General features: G+C 74.9%; 1 pseudogene. It reads right to left on the bottom strand.

The features are described 5' to 3' along the window. A pseudogene (locus ACU18_RS19450) lies at positions 1-203 on the bottom strand (NAD(P)H-hydrate dehydratase); the annotation flags it as partial. Between the last annotated feature and the right edge of the window lie 32 nt (positions 204-235).

The following is a 235-nucleotide window of genomic DNA, read 5'->3' as shown; positions in this document are numbered from 1 at the left end:
AGGGCCACCCCCACCTGGACGGCCGCGGAGGCAGCCACTGCCAACGTCAGCTTTCCCGCTCCCGACCGGAGCGCAGCCCTGCCGGCCAGCAGCGCGGCGCCCGGTGTTGCACGTGCCCCGCCGATCACCAGCACCGACCCCCGCGAGTACTTGTCCGATCCCGGCGCGGGCAGCGGCCAGTCCCGCAGCAAGGACGGGGTCACCAGCGTGGGCCCGGAATCAGCGGGGGCGGACA

It is taken from the genome of Arthrobacter sp. ZBG10 (genome assembly GCF_001238605.1).
GTDB lineage: Bacteria > Actinomycetota > Actinomycetes > Actinomycetales > Micrococcaceae > Arthrobacter.
The sequence above is the reverse complement of the archived record's forward strand: the minus strand, read 5'-3'. Positions and strand labels throughout refer to the sequence as shown.